Here is a 13499-nt window from a genome sequence, read left to right as displayed (position 1 = left end):
GCCCCGCCCTCACCTCACCGTTCGGTGAGGCGTACGAACGTCACCGAGTACGCAGGGAAGTCGTAGGTGAAGGCCGAGGAGAAGCCGTCCATCCGGGACTCCACCGGCGCCACCCGGTCAGGTTCGGCGATCGAGTTGGTGTCGGCCGGCGCGCCGGTCAGCGACGTCACCGTGGCGGTCGGCCTGAAGCGGGCCGAGCCCAGGTCCACGGCGGCGCGTACGGCCGTGTCCTGCGCGTTGACGACCTTGAGCGTCACGGACTTCCCGTCCCTGGAGACCACCTGGTACAGCGGCTCCACCGCCGCGCTGTCCACGAACTCGTTGATCTTCTCCCCGTCCAGCCAGGTCGAGATGTTCCGGCCGTTCACCACGACCTTGAGCCGGTAGTCGCGGCCGGTCTCGACGGTCGTGGTGGAGGTGGCGATCGAGGACTTGCCACCGTTCACGGCCTTCTCGACGGCCGACTGGGTGTTGTTCCAGCCGCCCACGTTCCACCAGTAGTAGGTGCCGGTGTCGCGGACCCCGAACATCAGCAGGAAACCCTCCGCGCCGGAGATCTTGCGGGCGGTCGCCTCGATCGTGTAGTTCGACCAGTCCGCCGAGCCCGCCGTGGACCTGGCGTCCTCGGTCTGGGCGGTCTGCACGTATGCGCCGTCCTGCACGGCCCAGGTGCCGCGGCCGGGCGTCCACGCGGCGGAGCCGGCCGAGAAGTCGTCCGACAGCAGCACGGTGCCGTCCGCCGCGGTGACCTTCACGTCGTCGTATCTGACGGCCGTGTTCCAGGAGCCGAGCCCGACGCCGCCCTTGATGTCGTCGACCGGCCTGGCCTCGCCCTCGAACGTGCTCGGCAGCACCCGGTCGCCCACGTTCGTGGAGAACAGCTTCTGCACGTGGTAGCTCGGCGAGCCGTACGCCTCATCGTTGTCGAACCAGATGAGGTCCGGCGTCCAGTCCACGTAGTCCACGTTGGCCAGCAGCGGCGCGTACGAGGCCAGCTCCACGACGTCGGAGTTGCGCTCCAGGCCGGTGACGTACGACGCCTCCGCCAGCGCGTTGTAGAACGTGTTGCCCCGGGAGGCGTACTCGCCCACGAACACCTGCGGCCCGCTCCGGCCGTAGGAGTCGTAGCGGCGGTTGTTGGCCAGGAACCAGTCCGGGTTGTTGTAGTAGTGCTCGTCGACCAGGTCGGCCCGCTGGTCGCGGGCGAACTGCCACATCCGGTCGAACCAGGCGCCCTGCGACGTCTGCCCCGAGTTACTGATGATCTTGATGGACGGGTACCTGGCCCTGATCGCGTCGGCGAACTTGGGGTAGTTCGCGAAGAACTCCGGGTAGATCTCCTCGTTCCCGAGCCCGATGTAGTCCAGCCCGAACGGCTTGGGATGCCCCAGTTCGGCCCGCTTCCTGCCCCACTCCGACGTCACCGGCCCGTTGGCGAACTCGATCAGGTCCAGCGTGTCCTGCACCCACCGGGCCAGCTTGGCCTCGTCGGTGAGCGGCCGGTTCTCGCCGCAGCCGTTCACACCCACCGACAGCACCGGCAGCGCCTCGGCCCCGATGTCCTCGGCGAACTGGAAGTACTCGTAGTAGCCGATGCCGTAGCTCTGGTTGTAGCCCCAGAAGTTGAAGTTCGTCGGCCGCTCCTCGACCGGGCCGATCGTCTCCTTCCACTGGTAGATGCGGCGCCGGTCCTGGTTGAGCGAGTACGGGTCGTACGTGCCGACGTTCGTCACGCAGCCGCCGGGGAAGCGCAGGAACCGCGGCTTCAGGTCGGCGATCATCGTGGCCAGGTCGGCCCGCATGCCGTTCTCGCGGCCCTTGAACGTGTCACGCGGGAACAGCGAGACCATGTCCAGGTCGGTCCGCCCGCCAGGGGCCTGGACGACCAGGCGGCCGGCGTCGGTGGTGCCCGACGACACGAACGAGCCGGTGTACCTGGCCCAGCGGCCCGCTTTGACCCGCAGCGTCGCCTTGCCGAGCACGGCGGTGCCCGCCTCGGCGGTGACCGTCAGCGGGGCGCCGTCGGCGCGCCTGGCCCACAGCGACAGGTCGTAGCGCTTGCCCGCCTTGAGCGGCAGGCCGCGGTTGAAGCCGGCGTTGCTCACTCCGGCCGTGCCCTCGCCGGTGACCTCCAGCCGCAGGTAGTTGCGGTTGTTGGGGTTCAGCGGCGCCTCGCCGGTGACGGCGAGGGTGGCGGTGGCGCCGCGCTCGGTCTTAGTCCAGGCGGTCAGCCCGGTGTAGGAGCGCTCGTCGGTGGAGTTGAACTCGAACGAGCGGTTCTGCACCAGCTCTGCGTACAGACCGCCGTCGGCGGCGTGGTTGATGTCCTCGTAGAAGACGCCGTACAGGTTGGGGCTGACCTTCGTGCCCCGGGCCCCGGTGTCCACGGTGAGCTCCCCGGAGCCGTAGCGCTCGACGGCGAACCTGGTCGCCTCCGTCCCCACCACGAGCCGGCCGCCGTCGATCGTGACCGGCCTGTCGCCGGTGGATACGGTGACCTTGCCGCCGCCCGCGTCCTTGAGCTGGAAGACCGACGGTGTCCCGCCCAGCCGCACGCGGCCGTCGGGCGGCTGCGTGGCCTGCAGATATCCGCCGGTCGCCAGGTCCTTCAGCCGCACGCCCGCGCCGCTGGGCTCGGCGGTGACGGCCAGGCCGGTCATCGACGCCTTCGCCGCGGCCCGCACCGCCCCGGACCGGTCCACGGTCAGGTACGGGTACGCCGCCGCCCGCAACGTGAACGGCCCCTGCGGCACGACGGCCCGCCCCTCGGCGGCCTTGACCGCGAGGTAGTCGAAGTCGGCCCGCATCGAGGTGCCGTTCTGCGCCGACAGCCCGAACAGCCCGACCTGCCTGACGTCGAGCCGGGCCGTCATCCTGGCCGCCTCCACCCAGGCCGAGCCGTCCCAGTAGGAGGAGACGAACTCGTCGCCCGTCCTGGCCAGTCTGATCGTCTCGGCCGCCGAGCCGGGCCGGGCCGCGAAGCCGGAGGTGAAGGCGGCACCGACCTCGGTGGCCGTCTCGATCACCGGCCCGCCGGCGAAGCCGACGTGGGCCAGCCCGGCCCGGACGTAGTTGTCCCAGTCCTGCCAGGCGAGCAGGCCCGCGCTCTGGTAGTCGACTGCCACCGGGGCGTTGAGCTTGGTGACGACCTCGAAATCGCCGTCGGGGATGTCGAGGAGGAAGAGGTTGCGGGCGTTGTTGGTGGCCTGGTGGGTGTCGCCGGTGAGCGTGTCGAGGTGCAGCGCGCCGTCCGCGACCGACCAGCGGGAGCGGTCGGGGGACGAGACGGTCCAGTCCGGGCCGAGGGCCGAGCCGTCGAACTGGTCGACGACCGCGCCCTCCGGGATCGGGTCCGCCGCGGCCGTGGCGGGCCCGGCTCCGGCGGGCGCCACCAGCAGACCCGCCAGGAGCAGGGCCGACAAGGTGATTCGGGTCATGAGTGGGGGGCTCCTCAAGGGTTGTTAGCGTTAACAAAAGAGTGAGCGTTAACAACTCCGATCGGCGACAAGGTAAGGACTGCTCAACGCCCTCGTCAAGGGGGGTCCGTGTAACCCGACCGTAATCTGGCGGGCCCTTGACGGGACCCTTTGTTAACGTTCACAGTCAGGGCCAAGCCAGAAAGGAGCGCGGCTGTGGGATCAACCCTGGGGCGGCGACTACCGGTCATGGCCGACGTGGCCAAGGAGGCGGGCGTGTCGCATCAGACGGTCTCCCGGGTGCTCAACGATCACCCGAACGTGCGCAGCGAGACCCGTACCAGGGTGCTCGAGGCGATCGACAAGCTCGGCTACCGCCGCAACCTGGTCGCCCGCGCCCTGGTCACCAAGCACTCCAGGACGCTGGGTGTGGTCAACTTCGACACCACGCTCTACGGCCCCGCCAGCACCGTCTACGGCATCGAGCAGGCGGCCAGGGCGGCCGGCTACTTCGTCAGCATCGTGAGCCTCAAGTCCATCGACAAGGCCGGCGTCCGCGACGCCCTGGACTACCTGTCCGACCAGGGCGTGGACGGCGTCGTCGTGGTCGCGCCGCAGCGCTCGGCCGCGCAGGCGCTGGCGGACCTGCCACTCGGCAAGCCGACCGTCGCCGTCGAAGGTGGCGAGGCCGGCAGCGTGTCCGTGGTGTGCGTGGACCAGGTCGAGGGCGGCCGGCTCGCCACCGAGCACCTGCTGTCGCTCGGCCACGAGACCGTCTGGCACGTCAGGGGCCCCTCTGACTGGCTGGAGGCCGAAGGGCGGGTGGCCGGCTGGCGGGCCGCGCTGCGGGAGGCGGGCCGTGAGGCCCCGCGACCGCTCGCCGGGGACTGGAGCCCGCGCTCGGGATACGAGGCGGGACGCAGCCTGGCGAGCATGAAGAACGTCACCGCGGTGTTCGTCGCCAACGACCAGATGGCGCTCGGCGTGCTGCGGGCGTTCACCGAGCAGGGGGTGAGAGTGCCCGAGGAGGTGAGCGTGGTCGGTTTCGACGACATCCCGGAGTCGGAGTTCTTCTCGCCGCCGCTCACGACCATCAGACAGGACTTCGACGCGGTGGGCAGGCACAGCATCGAGGTGCTCGTACGGCAGTTGCAAGGCGGCCCACAGGAGCATGAGCGGCTCGTGGTCCCGCCGAGGTTCGTCACCAGGCTCAGCACGACCCGCGTGAACGCATAGGGGGTCGTGGTCGGGGAGGCGGTAGGAGCCGAGCCCTGAATGTTAGCGCTCACATTTAGAAGGGAACCCCCCACGTGTTAAAGAGGATCTCGACGTTAGTGGTCGCGGGGCTCGCCGCGATGGCGATGGCGGCCTGCGGCAGCGGCGGTGGCGGCGGCACGGGCGGTGACGGCGGCTCGATCACCATGGGCTTCTCCCAGGTCGGTGCGGAGAGCGGCTGGCGCACCGCGAACACCAAGTCCGTGCAGGACTCGGCCAAGAACGCGGGCATCACGCTCAAGTTCTCCGACGCCCAGCAGAAGCAGGAGAACCAGATCAAGGCCATCCGCTCCTACATCCAGCAGAAGGTGGACATCATCGCCTTCTCGCCGGTGGTGGAGTCGGGCTGGGACACGGTGCTCAAGGAGGCCAAGGACGCCAAGATCCCGGTCATCCTGACCGACCGCGCCGTGGACTCCCCTGACAAGTCCCTCTACAAGACCTTCCTCGGCTCGGACTTCGTCGAGGAGGGCAAGAAGGCCGGCCAGTGGCTGGTGGAGGAGTACAAGGACGCCACCGACCCGGTGAACATCGTCGAGCTCCAGGGCACGACCGGCTCGGCGCCGGCCAACGACCGCAAGGCCGGGTTCCAGGAGGTCATCGGGGCCGACCCGAAGTTCAAGATCATCGCCTCGCAGACCGGCGACTTCACCCGGGCCAAGGGCAAGGAGGTCATGGAGGCCTTCCTGAAGTCCAACCCGGACATCGACGTGCTCTACGCGCACAATGACGACATGGGACTGGGCGCGATCGAGGCCATCGAGGGCGCGGGCAAGGTGCCGGGCAAGGACATCAAGATCATCACCGTGGACGCGGTCAAGGACGGCATGCAGGCCCTGGCCGACGGGAAGATCAACTACATCGTCGAGTGCTCGCCGCTGCTCGGCCCGCAGCTCATGGACCTGGCCAAGAAGGTGCTCAACAACGAGCAGGTGCCGGCCCGCGTGGTGACCGAGGAGACGACGTTCACCCAGGAGCAGGCCAAGCAGGTCCTGTCCACCCGCCAGTACTGATCCGACACCTATTTGATCGGGCCGGCCCCCCGGCCGGCCCGCATCGCGGCGGAAGGAAAGAGGCGAATGGCTCTTCCCGCGCCTGTCCTGACGATGAGCGGGATCGGCAAGCAGTTTCCGGGCGTGAAAGCCCTGGACGGCGTGGACCTGCGGCTGCTGCCCGGCGAGGTGCACGCGCTCATGGGGGAGAACGGCGCGGGCAAGTCCACCCTGATCAAGGTGCTCACCGGCGTCTACCCGGCCGACGCGGGCACCATCGAGCTCGACGGGCGGGCCGTGGCCTTCGGCACCCCGCTGGAGGCGCAGCAGGGCGGCATCAGCACGGTCTATCAGGAGGTCAACCTCTGCACGAACCTCTCGGTCGCCGAGAACGTCTGCATCGGCCGGGAGCCGCGCCGCCGGGGGCGCATCGACTGGAAGCGGATGCGGGCCAGGGCGGCCGAGCTGCTGTCGCGGCTGGAGCTGAGCCTGGACGTGTCCGCGCCGCTGTCGTCGTACTCGCTGGCCATTCAGCAGATGGTGGCCATCGCGCGGGCGATCGACATCGACGCCCGGGTGCTGATCCTCGACGAGCCCACCTCCAGCCTGGACGCGGACGAGGTCGAGCAGCTCTTCCGGGTGATGCGGCGGCTCAAGGAGGAGGGCATCGCCATCCTCTTCGTCTCCCACTTTCTCGACCAGATCTACGAAATTTCGGATCGTATGACGATTCTTCGGAATGGTCGGCTCGTGGGGGAGTTCCTCACCCGCGAGCTGCCCCAGGTCGAGCTGGTCGCCAAGATGATCGGCCAGGAGCTGGCCGCGCTGGAACGGCTGCACGGTGAGGCCAAGGTCTTCGACCGGCCGCTGGTGGAGGCGCGCGGGCTGGGCAGGCAGGGGGCGATCGAGCCGTTCACGCTCACGATCCACGAGGGCGAGGTCGTCGGGCTCGCGGGGCTGCTCGGCTCCGGCCGTACGGAGATCGCCCGGCTGCTGTTCGGCGCGGACCACGCGGGCGCGGGCGAGCTGGCGATCGGCGGCACGCCGGCGTCGTTACGCACGCCCCGCACGGCGATGACCCACCGGATCGCCTTCTGCTCGGAGAACCGCAAGACCGACGGGCTCATCCCGGACCTGACCGTGCGGGAGAACATCATCCTGGCCCTCCAGGCCACCCGGGGCTGGACCAGGCCGGTGCCCCGCGAGCAGCAGGACGAGCTGGTCGGCAGGTACGTCAAAGCCCTCAAGATCAACCCGCCCAACCCCGAGCTCCTGGTGGGCAACCTCAGCGGCGGTAACCAGCAGAAGGTCGTCCTGGCCAGGTGGCTGATCCTGGAGCCGCGCCTGCTGATCCTGGACGAGCCCACCCGGGGCATCGACGTCGGCGCGAAGACCGAGATCCAGCGCCTGGTCGTGGAGCTGTCGGACGGCGGCATGGCGGTGCTGTTCATCTCGGCCGAGCTGGAGGAGGTGCTGCGGCTCAGCCACAAGGTCGGGGTGCTGCGCGACCGGCGGCTCGTCGCCGAGTTGCCGAACGACGACCGGCTCACCACGGACGTCCTGCTGGAGACCATCGCGAGCGGCGGGGCGAGCAACGGGGCCGCCGGCAACGGGGCCGCGAGCGGGGCGGACGACGTCATGGCGAACGGAGGGCGAGACTCATGAGACGCCTGCTCTGGCCGGCGGTGGTGCTGGCGCTGCTGCTGCTCGTCAACGTGTTCACGCCCAACTTCTTCTCGATCCAGGTCCGCGACGGCCACCTGTACGGCACCCTGATCGACATCCTGCGCTTCGGCGCGCCACTGATCCTGGTCTCGCTGGGCATGACGCTGGTCATCGCCACCGGCGGTATCGACCTGTCGGTGGGCTCGGTGGTGGCGATCTCGGGCGCGCTGGCGTGCCTGCAGATCAGCGAGGACGCCGGCGTGTTCACGGCCGTGGTGCTGGCACTGGGGCTGAGCCTGCTGCTCGGGGCCTGGAACGGATTCCTGGTCGCGGGCATCGGCATCCAGCCGATCATCGCCACGCTGATCCTCATGGTGGCCGGGCGCGGCCTGGCCCAGCTCATCACCGACGGCCAGATCATCACCATCAACAGCCCGGCCTACAAGGTGATCGGCGGCGGCTACTGGCTGACCCTGCCGTTCGGCATCCTGATCGTGATCGGGGTGCTGGCCATCACGGCGTTCCTGACCAGGCAGCTGGCGCTGGGCATGCTGATCGAGTCGGTCGGCGGCAACGCCGAGGCGAGCCGGCTGGCGGGCATCAGGGCCCGCGGGATCATCATCATGGTCTACGCCTTCGCCGCCCTGTGCGCGGGCGTGGCCGGCCTCATGATCAGCTCGAACGTCTCCAGCGCCGACGGCAACAACGCTGGCCTCTGGATCGAGCTGGACGCGATCCTGGCCGTGGTGATCGGCGGCACGGCGCTGTCCGGCGGCCGGTTCTCGCTCGGCGGGACCGTGCTGGGCGCGCTGATCATCCAGACCCTGACCACGACGATCTACTCGATCGGCGTGCCGCCGGAGACCACGCTGCTGTTCAAGGCGCTGGTCGTGACGGCGGTCTGCCTCATCCAGTCGCCGTCCTTCCGCGCGAAGGCGTTCCGCAGGCGCAGACGGGCGGTGCTCCCCGGCGCCGCCTCCGAGGAAAGGGTGCGGGTGACCACATGACCACGATGACGCTCGGCCGGACCGGCGTGCCCACCAAGTACCTGCCGGTCCTGGTGACCGGGTGCCTGCTCGTGGCGATGTTCGTGGTGGGCGGGATCCGCTACGAGGGGTTCGCCTCCGGGCAGGTGATCCTCAACGTCTTCATCGACAACGCCTTCCTGCTGGTGGTGGCGGTGGGGATGACGTTCGTGATCCTGACCGGGGGCATCGACCTGTCGGTGGGCTCGGTGGTGGCGCTGTCCACGATGATCTCGGCCAGTCTCATGGCGGGGCCGGGGTGGCCGCCGTACCTGGTGATCCCGCTGGTGCTGGTCATCGGGTCGGGGCTGGGGCTGGTGATGGGCTACATCGTGCACGCCTTCGACATCCAGCCGTTCGTCGTGACGCTGGCGGGCATGTTTCTGGCCAGGGGGTTGTGCTACACGATCGGCACCGACTCGATCCCGATCGAGGACCCCACGTTCACGGCGTTCGCGCAGGACAGGATCGACCTGTTCGCCGACCTGTGGATCTCGCCGAGCGTGCTCATCGCGGCCCTGGTGGTGCTGGGGGCGGTCTACGTGCTGCACTACACCAGGCTGGGCCGTTCCATCTACGCCACCGGCGGCAGTGAGCAGTCGGCGCTGCTGATGGGACTGCCGGTGGGCCGGACGAAGATCACCGTCTACACGATCAGCGGGTTCTGCTCGGCGCTGGGCGGGGTGTTGCTGTCGTTCTACATGCTCTCCGGCTACGGGCTGCACGCGGTGGGCATGGAGCTGGACGCCATCGCGGCGGTCGTCATCGGCGGCACCCTGCTCACGGGCGGTAGCGGCTTCCTGCTCGGCACCGTGCTCGGGGTGCTGGTGCTGGGGCTGATCCAGACGATCATCAGTTTCGAGGGCACGCTGTCGTCCTGGTGGACGAAGATCTTCATTGGATTGCTGCTGTTCGTCTTCATCCTTCTACAGCGGGTCTTCTCCGCCCGCTCACGGCGCTGACCTGCGACGGGTCGATCATGAAGGTTGCCTAACGATTCCAGGGGAGGCACGGCACCGCCGTTGACAGAGTTGTTGTTAGCGATAACAATCGGCGGAAGCGAACGCGAATTTTGTTCTGATTCGTCACGTTCTGTGACTGAATTCATCACCTTCGGCAGCCACCGCGTCTGCCGCAACCCCCTTCGCAAGGAGTGCACATGAGGTTGGGACGAATCGGGGGCGTGCTATCCGTCATCGCTCTCGCCGCGACCTTGACGGCCTGTGGTTCGAGCACGAAGACGGTCGACGCCGAGGCTTCCGCACAGGCATCCGGCGGCAACGCCGGCGCGCTGATCGGCGTCACCATGCCCACGAAGTCGTCGGAGCGCTGGATCCATGACGGCGACAACGTCAAGAAGCAGCTGGAGCAGCTCGGCTACAAGGTCGACCTCCAGTACGCGGAGAACGACATCCCCACGCAGGCCAACCAGATCGAGAACCAGATCACCAAGGGCGCCAAGCTCCTGATCGTGGCCTCCATCGACGGCACCGCCATCACCTCCCAGCTGCAGCAGGCCGCGGACAACAAGATCCCGGTCATCGCCTACGACCGGCTGATCCGCAACAGCCCGAACGTCGACTACTACGCCACCTTCGACAACTTCAAGGTCGGCGTGCAGCAGGCGACCTCGCTGCTCAAGGGCCTCGGCGTCGAGGACGGCAAGAAGGGCCCGTTCAACGTCGAGCTGTTCGGCGGCTCGCCCGACGACAACAACGCCACGTTCTTCTGGAACGGCGCCATGTCGGTGCTGCAGCCGAAGATCGACGACGGCACGCTGGTGATCAAGAGCGGTCAGACCGACTTCAAGACCGCCGCCATCCTGCGCTGGGACCCGGCCACCGCGCAGAAGCGCATGGAGGACATCCTCACCAAGACCTACACCGGTGACACCAAGGTCGACGGCGTGCTGTCCCCGTACGACGGCCTGTCGATCGGCATCCTGTCGGCGCTCAAGAGCTCCGGCTACGGCACCAGCGGCCAGCCGTACCCGGTCGTGACCGGCCAGGACGCCGAGCTCGCCTCGGTCAAGTCGATCATCGCCGGCGAGCAGTACTCCACCATCTTCAAGGACACCCGCAAGCTCGCCGAGCAGACCGTGAAGATGGCCGACGCCGTGCTCAAGGGCACCAAGCCCGAGGTGAACAACACCAAGGACTACGACAACGGCAACAAGGTCGTGCCGTCGTACCTGCTCGACCCGGTGATCGTGGACAAGAGCAACTACCAGGACGTCATCCTCGGCAGCGGCTACTACACCGAGGACCAGCTCAAGTAAGGGTGTGCCCCGGGGGCGCGGCCTCCGGGGCTCTCTCTGAATGAGGGACATATGACCGAGCACATCTTGCGGATGAGCGGGATCACCAAGACGTTCCCCGGTGTCAAGGCGCTGCAGGACGTCAATCTGACCGTCCGGCGGGGCGAGATCCACGCCATCTGCGGCGAGAACGGCGCCGGCAAGTCGACGCTGATGAAGGTGCTGTCCGGGGTCTACCCGTTCGGCGACTACGAGGGCGAGATCACCTTCGAGGGCCAGAAGTGCGAGTTCGGCGGCATCCGCGACAGCGAGCACGCCGGCATCGTCATCATCCACCAGGAGCTGGCGCTCAGCCCCCAACTGTCGATCGCCGAGAACATCTTCCTCGGCAACGAGCGCGCCAGGCGCGGCTGGATCGACTGGAACCGCACCAACTACGAGGCCGGCGCGCTGATGAAGCGGGTCGGCCTGCGCGAGAACCCGACCACCATGATCGCCGACCTCGGCGTGGGCAAGCAGCAGCTCGTCGAGATCGCCAAGGCGCTGGCGAAGGAAGTCAAGCTGCTCATCCTCGACGAGCCGACCGCGGCGCTCAACGACGACGACTCCGCCCACCTGCTCGACCTGCTGCGCGGGCTGCGTGACGAGGGCATCACCTGCGTGATCATCTCCCACAAGCTCAACGAGGTGATCGCGATCGCCGACTCCGTCACGATCATCCGCGACGGCCGCACGATCGAGTCGTTGGACATGGCCGCCGATCACGTGACCGAGGACCGCATCATCTCGGGCATGGTCGGCCGCGCGCTGGACAACCGCTTCCCGCCGCACGAGTCGAAGATCGGCACGGAGGCGCTGCGCGTGGAGGACTGGACGGTCTACAGCCCCAGCCAGCCCGGCCGGAAGGTGGTCGACGGGGCCGACCTGATGCTGCGGCGCGGGGAGATCGTCGGTCTCGCGGGGCTGATGGGCGCCGGGCGTACCGAGCTGGCGATGAGCCTGTTCGGGCGTACGTACGGGGTGCACATCTCCGGCAAGGTCTTCAAGGACGGCAAGCCGATCGAGATCCGCAACGTGCAGGACGCGATCAGGCACGGCATCGCCTACGCCACCGAGGACCGCAAACGGTACGGCCTCAACCTCATCGAGGACATCAAGCGCAACATCAGCGCGGCCGGGCTGCACGGGCTGTCCAGGCGGGGCTGGGTCAACGAGAACGAGGAGTACCGGGTCGCCGAAGAGTTCCACCGGAGCATGAACATCAAGGCGCCCAGCGTCAACAGCGTCGTCGGCAAGCTGAGCGGCGGCAACCAGCAGAAGGTCGTGCTCTCCAAGTGGATCCTGACCGAGCCCGACGTGCTCATCCTCGACGAGCCCACCCGCGGCATCGACGTGGGCGCCAAGTACGAGATCTACACGATCATCAATCGCCTCGCGGACCAGGGCAAGGCGGTGCTGGTGATCTCCTCCGAGCTGCCCGAGCTGCTCGGACTGTGCGACCGCATCTACACCCTCTCCGAAGGTCGCATCACCGGCGAGGTTCCGAGACGTGAGGCCACCCAGGAAAGCCTCATGCACCTCATGACCAAAGGACAGGAATGATGAGCAGCATCACGCCCGCCGACGTGGAGGTCGGCGCCAAGGGCGACGGCGGAGCGCCACGGCAGCCGGGCCGGGTGTCGCTGGGAGGACTGTCGCTCAACCTGCGTTCGAGCGGTATCTACATCGCCTTCGCGCTGATCGTCGTGCTGTTCACGGTGCTGACCGACGGCGCGATGCTCCAGCCGCAGAACATCTCCAACATCATCGTCCAGAACTCCTACGTCCTGATCCTGGCGATCGGGATGATCCTCGTCATCATCGCCGGGCACATCGACCTGTCCGTCGGCTCGGTGGTGGCGGTCACGGGGGCCCTGTCCGCGGTGCTCATGGTCAACATGGGCCTGCCGTGGCCGCTGGCCCTGCTGATCACGCTGGTGGCGGGGGCCCTCATCGGGGCCTGGCAGGGCTACTGGATCGCCTACTTCGGCATCCCGGCGTTCATCGTGACGCTGGCCGGCATGCTGCTGTTCCGGGCGCTGACCCTGACGGTCCTCGGCAACCAGGGCATCGGACCGTTCCCCGACCAGGTCCGCACGCTGGCCAACGGCTTCACCAACGGCTATTTCGGCAACATCGGCCTCGGGCCGCTCGGCGGCGCGGACCTGTTCAGCCTGCTGATCGGCCTGATCGCGATCGCCGGCATGGCGGTCACCCAGTGGCGCACCCGGGAGGCCCGCCGCGGCTACGGCCAGTCGGTGGAGCCGATGGCGGTGTTCGTGCTGAAGCTGGTGGCCGGCGCGGCGCTGATCCTCTTCCTCGTCGTGCAACTGGCCCGCTTCAAGAACCTGCCGTGGGTGCTGGTGCTGCTGGCGGTGCTGGTGCTGGCGTACTCGATGATGGCCAACCGTACGGTCTTCGGCCGGCAGATCTACGCCATCGGCGGCAACCTCCAGGCGGCCGTCATGTCCGGCGTCAAGGTCAAGTCGGTGGTCTTCTGGATCTTCGTGAACATGGGCGTGCTGTCGGCCATCGCCGGCGTCATCTTCGCCGGCCGGCTCAACCAGGCGGGTCCGACGGCGGGCAACAGCTTCGAGCTGGACGCCATCGCGGCGGCCTTCATCGGTGGCGCGGCCGTACAGGGTGGGGTCGGTAAGGTGGTCGGCGCGATCACCGGCGGCCTGATCATGGCGGTCATCAACAACGGCATGTCGCTGATCGGATCGCCCAGCGAGCGGGTGATGCTGGTCAAGGGGATCGTGCTGCTGGCCGCCGTCGCCTTCGACGTGTGGACCAAGCGCAGAGGCGGTGCCGCCCGCTGATCGCCGAA

The 13499-nt window shown here is 68.0% G+C and carries 9 protein-coding genes; 8 read left to right on the top strand and 1 reads right to left on the bottom strand.

Features of this window, described 5'->3' with window-relative positions:
- Positions 1-14: 14 nt before the first annotated feature.
- Positions 15-3437: an alpha-L-arabinofuranosidase C-terminal domain-containing protein gene (locus tag BLS95_RS48955; RefSeq protein ID WP_176993815.1), complete on the bottom strand. Its 3423-nt coding sequence runs from the start codon at positions 3435-3437 to the stop codon at positions 15-17.
- Positions 3438-3665: 228 nt separating this feature from the next.
- On the opposite strand from BLS95_RS48955, the gene BLS95_RS48950 reads away from it, so the two are divergent.
- From BLS95_RS48950 to mmsB, 8 genes are all read left to right on the top strand, one after another.
- On the top strand, positions 3666-4652 hold the full coding sequence (locus tag BLS95_RS48950) for a LacI family DNA-binding transcriptional regulator (RefSeq protein WP_090946485.1): 987 nt from the start codon (positions 3666-3668) through the stop codon (positions 4650-4652).
- 74 nt (positions 4653-4726) lie between these two features.
- On the top strand, positions 4727-5704 hold the full coding sequence (locus BLS95_RS48945) for an ABC transporter substrate-binding protein (protein WP_218136383.1): 978 nt from the start codon (positions 4727-4729) through the stop codon (positions 5702-5704).
- Positions 5705-5770: 66 nt separating this feature from the next.
- Entirely contained in the window at positions 5771-7348 is a 1578-nt protein-coding gene (locus BLS95_RS48940) for a sugar ABC transporter ATP-binding protein (protein WP_090946484.1), read from the top strand.
- Positions 7345-8355, top strand: a complete 1011-nt coding sequence (locus BLS95_RS48935) for an ABC transporter permease (protein WP_090946483.1) — start codon at positions 7345-7347, stop codon at positions 8353-8355. The genes BLS95_RS48940 and BLS95_RS48935 overlap by 4 nt, the downstream gene beginning before the upstream one ends.
- Entirely contained in the window at positions 8352-9335 is a 984-nt protein-coding gene (gene yjfF, locus BLS95_RS48930; RefSeq protein WP_090946482.1) for a galactofuranose ABC transporter, permease protein YjfF, read from the top strand. Before BLS95_RS48935 ends, yjfF begins: the two co-directional genes overlap by 4 nt.
- Before the next feature lie 197 nt (positions 9336-9532).
- Positions 9533-10651, top strand: a complete 1119-nt coding sequence (chvE, locus tag BLS95_RS48925; protein WP_090946481.1) for a multiple monosaccharide ABC transporter substrate-binding protein — start codon at positions 9533-9535, stop codon at positions 10649-10651.
- A gap of 51 nt (positions 10652-10702) precedes the next feature.
- On the top strand, positions 10703-12232 hold the full coding sequence (mmsA, locus tag BLS95_RS48920; protein WP_090946480.1) for a multiple monosaccharide ABC transporter ATP-binding protein: 1530 nt from the start codon (positions 10703-10705) through the stop codon (positions 12230-12232).
- Positions 12232-13491, top strand: a complete 1260-nt coding sequence (mmsB, locus tag BLS95_RS48915) for a multiple monosaccharide ABC transporter permease (protein ID WP_176993814.1) — start codon at positions 12232-12234, stop codon at positions 13489-13491. Before mmsA ends, mmsB begins: the two co-directional genes overlap by 1 nt.
- The last annotated feature ends 8 nt before the right edge of the window (positions 13492-13499 follow it).

It is taken from the genome of Nonomuraea jiangxiensis, assembly GCF_900099965.1.
Lineage (GTDB): Bacteria > Actinomycetota > Actinomycetes > Streptosporangiales > Streptosporangiaceae > Nonomuraea > Nonomuraea jiangxiensis.
Note: the sequence above shows the minus strand (reverse complement) of the source record. Positions and strands in the feature narration are given on the sequence as shown.

Bases quoted from the DNA above. Each gene is read 5' to 3' on its own strand.
- BLS95_RS48940 (WP_090946484.1), top strand. From the start codon at position 5,771: ATGGCTCTTCCCGCGCCTGTCCTGACGATGAGCGGGATCGGCAAGCAG.
- chvE (WP_090946481.1), top strand. From the start codon at position 9,533: ATGAGGTTGGGACGAATCGGGGGCGTGCTATCCGTCATCGCTCTCGCC.
- BLS95_RS48935 (WP_090946483.1), top strand. From the start codon at position 7,345: ATGAGACGCCTGCTCTGGCCGGCGGTGGTGCTGGCGCTGCTGCTGCTC.
- yjfF (WP_090946482.1), top strand. From the start codon at position 8,352: ATGACCACGATGACGCTCGGCCGGACCGGCGTGCCCACCAAGTACCTG.
- BLS95_RS48955 (WP_176993815.1), bottom strand. From the start codon at position 3,437: ATGACCCGAATCACCTTGTCGGCCCTGCTCCTGGCGGGTCTGCTGGTG.
- mmsB (WP_176993814.1), top strand. From the start codon at position 12,232: ATGAGCAGCATCACGCCCGCCGACGTGGAGGTCGGCGCCAAGGGCGAC.
- mmsA (WP_090946480.1), top strand. From the start codon at position 10,703: ATGACCGAGCACATCTTGCGGATGAGCGGGATCACCAAGACGTTCCCC.
- BLS95_RS48950 (WP_090946485.1), top strand. From the start codon at position 3,666: ATGGCCGACGTGGCCAAGGAGGCGGGCGTGTCGCATCAGACGGTCTCC.